This is a genomic window from Aquificaceae bacterium (assembly GCA_037722135.1).
Classification (GTDB): Bacteria; Aquificota; Aquificia; order Aquificales; family Aquificaceae; genus Pampinifervens; species Pampinifervens sericum.
The window spans coordinates 1-4865 of sequence record JBBKAW010000058.1; the positions used below are offsets into that span (position 1 = coordinate 1).

7 protein-coding genes are annotated in these 4865 nt (G+C 42.1%); 3 read left to right on the plus strand and 4 right to left on the minus strand.

Features of this window, described 5'->3' with window-relative positions:
• Together WKI49_04215 and WKI49_04220 are read left to right on the plus strand one after the other, a co-directional pair.
• On the plus strand, positions 1-1370 hold a 1370-nt coding region (locus tag WKI49_04215), incomplete at its 5' end, for a hypothetical protein (GenBank protein ID MEJ7621704.1).
• A gap of 2 nt (positions 1371-1372) precedes the next feature.
• The gene (locus WKI49_04220) at positions 1373-1630 is read left to right on the plus strand and encodes an EscU/YscU/HrcU family type III secretion system export apparatus switch protein (GenBank protein MEJ7621705.1); all 258 of its coding nucleotides are present in this window, start codon (positions 1373-1375) and stop codon (positions 1628-1630) included.
• Here the strand turns inward: WKI49_04220 and WKI49_04225 are convergent.
• Genes WKI49_04225 through WKI49_04235 form a run of 3 tightly spaced genes read right to left on the minus strand, consistent with a single transcriptional unit; the run spans position 1622 to position 3871 of the window.
• Positions 1622-2080 carry a hypothetical protein gene (locus WKI49_04225; GenBank protein MEJ7621706.1) on the minus strand — a complete coding sequence of 153 codons (459 nt, stop codon included), beginning with the start codon at positions 2078-2080 and terminating at the stop codon, positions 1622-1624. The genes WKI49_04220 and WKI49_04225 overlap by 9 nt on opposite strands.
• Complete coding sequence (gene hslU, locus WKI49_04230) at positions 2077-3423, minus strand: ATP-dependent protease ATPase subunit HslU (protein ID MEJ7621707.1); 1347 nt, start codon at positions 3421-3423, stop codon at positions 2077-2079. The genes WKI49_04225 and hslU overlap by 4 nt, the downstream gene beginning before the upstream one ends.
• Positions 3404-3871 carry a hypothetical protein gene (locus WKI49_04235; GenBank protein ID MEJ7621708.1) on the minus strand — a complete coding sequence of 156 codons (468 nt, stop codon included), beginning with the start codon at positions 3869-3871 and terminating at the stop codon, positions 3404-3406. The genes hslU and WKI49_04235 overlap by 20 nt, the downstream gene beginning before the upstream one ends.
• A 21-nt stretch (positions 3872-3892) precedes the next feature.
• Here WKI49_04235 and tsaE point away from each other — a divergent pair, with 21 nt between their 5' ends.
• A complete protein-coding gene (gene tsaE / locus WKI49_04240) occupies positions 3893-4318 on the plus strand; it encodes a tRNA (adenosine(37)-N6)-threonylcarbamoyltransferase complex ATPase subunit type 1 TsaE (GenBank protein ID MEJ7621709.1) in 426 nt (141 codons plus the stop codon).
• Here tsaE and WKI49_04245 read toward each other — a convergent pair.
• Positions 4287-4865: histidine phosphatase family protein (locus tag WKI49_04245; protein MEJ7621710.1), on the minus strand; the 579-nt coding region annotated here is incomplete at its 5' end. The two genes, tsaE and WKI49_04245, sit on opposite strands and share 32 nt — an antisense overlap.

Below are 4865 nucleotides of genomic sequence, written 5' to 3' on the forward strand. Positions count from 1 at the left end.
AGCAGGCTATTGAGCAGTCAAAACCTTCTCAAGCACAGAAGACTGGAGAAGAGTTCAGGATAAAAGTCCTGTCAAGTGTTCCAGATGTTTTTCTTGAGCTTTCCTCTGGAGGTGGTAGCACGATAAGGGCAGAAGTTTCCTCTTCTGAGGGTAATCTTTTAACCCTCCTTCTAAAGGATGGTTTTGAGCTAAAGGCGGAAAACAGGTCTTCTATTAGGTTTTTACCCGGTGATATTATTGAGCTTAAGATTGAAGAGGGACTACCTATCACTTTTAAGATAACAGGTCTATATAGGAGGGGCTATGAGGGAAACATCTTAAACCTTATGCTTGAAGGAAAGGAAAAGTTTTATGTGTCCATCAATCCAGAGAAGCTCATAGAAGATTTGTATAATTCTGGGGTTTTTTACGAAAGAAAGTTGGTTGAATTACTTCTTGGAAAGCTAAAACCAGAGGAGGTCATTAAAGATAAAAAAGCACAGCTTATCCAGTCTTTGCTCGTGTATGCGGAGGAGCTTTCATCTTTACTTGGCATGGAGTATGAAAGGAATATTGAAGGAATAAGGAAGCTTCTTGAGGTTTTAAGACTAAAGACTGAAGAGTTTAATATAGTTTTATCCTCCTTTAAGACCTTGCTTTTTGAAAACCTTGACCATGAAGAATACATGAAGTTAGTGAAATTTTTTGAGTCCATTGGAGAAAGGGATATCCTTAAGGCTATGGAAAAGAAGGATATTCCTGCACTGCTTAAGGCTCTCTGGAATCTAACAGAAAAAGGAGTCCTCGTGGAATACAGAAGTGTCTTTGAAAGGCTTAAAGACTCCAATGAGTCCGTGGTAAGAAATTTCTTTAAGTTGGTGGAAGAAGCATCAGAAAAGGATGTAAGAAGTGCTTACAAAAGCTTCCAAGGATATATGGAAAAGGGTCGTAGTCTTTTGGAGTTCTACAACAGCAGAGGTGAGCATATGCAGAATCTCCTAAGTATGCTGGAGTTTATAGAACATCTTCAGTGGCTTTTAGCTAAACAGGGAGGAGCCTTTTACATACCCATATACTACCAAGGTGGTAAAGGCGGGCTTATGTTTATAAGCGGGAGGGAATATTCAGTGGTGTTTAAACTTGATTACACAGAGGGTTTTGTTGCAGGTCTTTTGAAGATGCCAAGGTCTAAAGAGCTTTTGGATGTTTTATTGTTTACAGATACGGAAAGCATGGCAGAAAAAATAAGAGCCGGGAAGGAGCTCCTTCAAAGAATGCTTTTAGAAGAGAAAATAAAGCTCAGGAGCTTTTCTGTAAGCGTATCAACGAAAGAAAGTGTAGCAGAGACCATAAGGTCAAACTATGGAGAGGGTTTTCTCTTATTGGTGTAATCATGGAAAAGAAAAAGGCTATAGCCCTAAGGTATGACCAAGGAAGGGACAAAGCTCCAGTAGTTGTAGCAAAGGGTGTTGGCGAGCTTGCGGAGAAGATAATAGAAACTGCAAAAAAACATGGCGTTCCAGTCCTTGAGGACAAAGCTCTAATATCCGCACTGATGAAGGTAGAAATATACGAAGAGATACCTCCAGAGCTCTATAGAGCTGTAGCAAAGGTGCTCGTTTTTATAAAGGCTGTAAAAGGCTCAAATTAAGTTCATATAAGCCCTACGGGCAAGGGCTATTTGATACTTCAGGAGGCTTGAGAGTTTGTGGACTTCTTCTGCAGTGCTTATTAGTATGTAGTAATCACTCTTTCTTTGAGCTTCTTCTAAGGAGCTAAGTATCAACCTTAATCTATGTATCGGGTCTCCCTCCAGCGGTCCCTGTAGAAATATAGGGCAAGATTCCTCTACCGCAGGAAGTATAAACCCCATCCAAGACAAGGCTTCAAGTATGAGATTAACCGTGTAATCATCCTTTAGTTCTTCTGGAGAACTCAATAGCTCACTTATCATGTCAAGAAGTTCAATGTTGTAATAGAGAATATCAAAGGCGGTGTTTACACTAAGCCTTGCTTTCTGAGAACCTGATATAAGTAGGAGGTTTACCAGCTTCTCCTGAAGTAAAAGAAGCTCTTCAACCCTTTCTAATATGTCTCTCATAGTATGTATTTGGAAAGCTCCACGTCCTTTATTATGCCTTCCAGCTTTGCCCTTACAAACTTTGCGTCTATGATTATCCTCTGACCCGCAAGCTCTGGTGCGTTAAAGGATATGTCCTCAAGGAGCTTCTCCATTACCGTATGAAGTCTTCTTGCTCCTATGTTTTCCATGCGGTTATTGGCTTCTTCTGCAATGCGTGCTATCTCTTCAAGTGCATCATCAGTAAACTCAAGCTCAACGCCCTCGGTTTTGAGAAGCTCTATATATTGCACCGTAAGTGCATTTTTTGGTTCTTTTAGTATTCTTACAAAGTCCTCTCTTGTGAGAGGACTTAACTCAACTCTTATGGGAAACCTTCCTTGAAGCTCTGGCATAAGGTCCGATGGCTTGGCTATATGAAAGGCACCTGCTGCAATAAAGAGTATGTGGTCTGTCCTTACAGGTCCATACTTGGTCTTTACTACCGTTCCCTCCACTATGGGAAGAAGGTCTCTTTGAACTCCTTCCCTTGACACTCCTGGACCTACGCCTGGAGTTTTTACCGCAATCTTGTCTATCTCGTCTATGAAGATTATTCCAAAGTTTTCTGCCCTGCTTATAGCTTCCCTTGCCACCTCCTCTTGGTCTATGAGCTTTTCTGCTTCCTCTAACTCAAAAACTTGGAGTGCTTCTTTTACTTTGAGCCTTCTTCTCTTTCTAACACCACCAAGACCACCCAGCATGTTTCTTAGTTGTTCTTCAAGCTCCTCAAGACCCGGCGGTCCAGCTATACCTATAACTGGCACAAACTTTTCTTGAACTTCAACCTCTATAACCTTGTCTTCTAACTCGCCCCTTCTTAGCTTTTCTCTCATTTCCTCTCTCTTACCTGCATCCTGAGGACTTCTTATTCCAAAGCTAAGCTGTTGAGGGACAAGGTAGTCAAGAAGCCTTTCCTCCGCAAGCCTTTTTGCTCTTTCTCTAACCTCTTGCATCTTTTCCTGTTTTACCATCTGATAAGAGACCTCTACCAACTCCCTTACCATGGACTCCACGTCCCTTCCCACATAGCCTATCTCCGTATACTTTGTGGCTTCCACTTTGACAAAGGGAGCTTTTATAAGCTGGGCTATTCTGCGTGCTATTTCTGTCTTTCCCACTCCTGTAGGACCAATCATGAGGAGGTTCTTGGGTGCCACTTCATCCCTTATGTGTTCTGGCAATTTCTGTCTTCTCCATCTGTTTCTTAGGGCTATGGCAACAGCCTTTTTGGCATTTTCCTGTCCCACTATATACTTGTTAAGCTCTTCTACTATCCTCTTTGGTGTAAGCTCTTCAAGTAGGTCAGAAAGGTATTTCGTCATCGTCCGCCTTCTCCCACTCTATGGTTTCTATTTCAACATTTTTAACAAGATTGTCAAGAAAGGTGTCAAGGTCTTCTGGAAAGGCTTCCACTTTGAAGTCAAGGGGGAAGACCCTTTCCACAACTTCTATTGGTGGATTTCCTATGCCAAGAGCTGGTTCAATAACCTTTGGTATGCGTCTTGAAGCCTCAAGACATGCCATTTTATATGCCTCAGAAAGTGCGGTTTCTATGTCCAAGAACCTTGCCACCTCATCTCCATACTCATAAAGCACTATATCGTAGGCACTTTCCTTAAAGGCTTCCCAGTCAAGAACTTGGACCACATACTCTCTACCTTCCCACTCTTTAGTCCTTATACAGCTCTTGTCCTTAAGTTTAAAGGATATTATGTAATAATCCACAAGATACCTGTCCGCATAGACATCTGGAAAAAAGTAAAATTCCATAGTGTTTATAATATAACATTGGTGCGTGTATTTTCCAGCTCTGAGGAGGAAACTGTTAAGATAGGAAGGTTGATAGGCAAGAACCTTAAAGGTGCGGAGGTTATATGTCTTATTGGTCCTCTTGGTGCTGGCAAAACCACGCTGGTAAGGGGCATAGCGGAAGGTATGGGTCTCTTTGAAGGCTATCAAGTGCGTAGCCCTACTTTTACTTTGATAAACGAATATCCTACAAGAAAGGGACTCCTAATACATGCGGACTTATACAGGGTAAGGGAACTTGAGCTTGAAGAGTTTGTTGGCAAAGGTGTCCTCGTGGTGGAGTGGGGAGAGGGTCTAAGTATATGCACATGCACCATAAGAATAAGCATGGAGGGTGAAGGAAGGATTTTAGAGTTTATCGGATGTGAGGAGCTAATTAGAGCCCTTGCGTGTGACAGAGCCTGTTGAGGTATCTCAGTTCAAACCTTCCAGCCTTATATCTTAGCTGTGTTATACCAGTGTTATCCATATGTATGTTCCAAAGGTTCTCAAGCCCAAGCCCAAGAGAAAGACACACAATAGCATGAAGAGTTCCACCATGTGCAACGATTAGAATGCTTGTGTGCCTTTCTTGAAGTATATCCATTAGAAAGCTCTCCACCCTGTTTTTGAAACTTTCCATATCCTCTTGAGTAGGCAGTGGATTTTTAACAGGATTGGAAAGCCAAGCCCTAAGAAGCTCACCTTCCTCTTCCATAAGCCTCCAAAAGTGCCTACCTTCGTATTCTCCAAAGGACATCTCCCTTATACGCTCATCCACTATAACCTCAAGACCAAGCACGTCCGCAACTGCAAGTGCGGTCTTATAGGCTCTTCTTTGAGGAGAAGAATATATTATCTGTATGCCCTTATCTGAAAGCTCTTGAGCAACAAGCCTTGCCTGAACAAAGCCCAGAGGAGTTAGGTCGCTGTCTAACCTTCCTTGAAATATACCCTTTTCGTTATACTCGCTTTG

What these genes read in the sequence shown, in the direction of transcription:
- WKI49_04235 (MEJ7621708.1), bottom strand. Translation starts at nt 3,871, where the DNA reads ATGGAATTTTACTTTTTTCCAGATGTCTATGCGGACAGGTATCTTGTG.
- hslU (MEJ7621707.1), bottom strand. Translation starts at nt 3,423, where the DNA reads ATGACGAAATACCTTTCTGACCTACTTGAAGAGCTTACACCAAAGAGG.
- WKI49_04225 (MEJ7621706.1), bottom strand. Translation starts at nt 2,080, where the DNA reads ATGAGAGACATATTAGAAAGGGTTGAAGAGCTTCTTTTACTTCAGGAG.
- WKI49_04220 (MEJ7621705.1), top strand. Translation starts at nt 1,373, where the DNA reads ATGGAAAAGAAAAAGGCTATAGCCCTAAGGTATGACCAAGGAAGGGAC.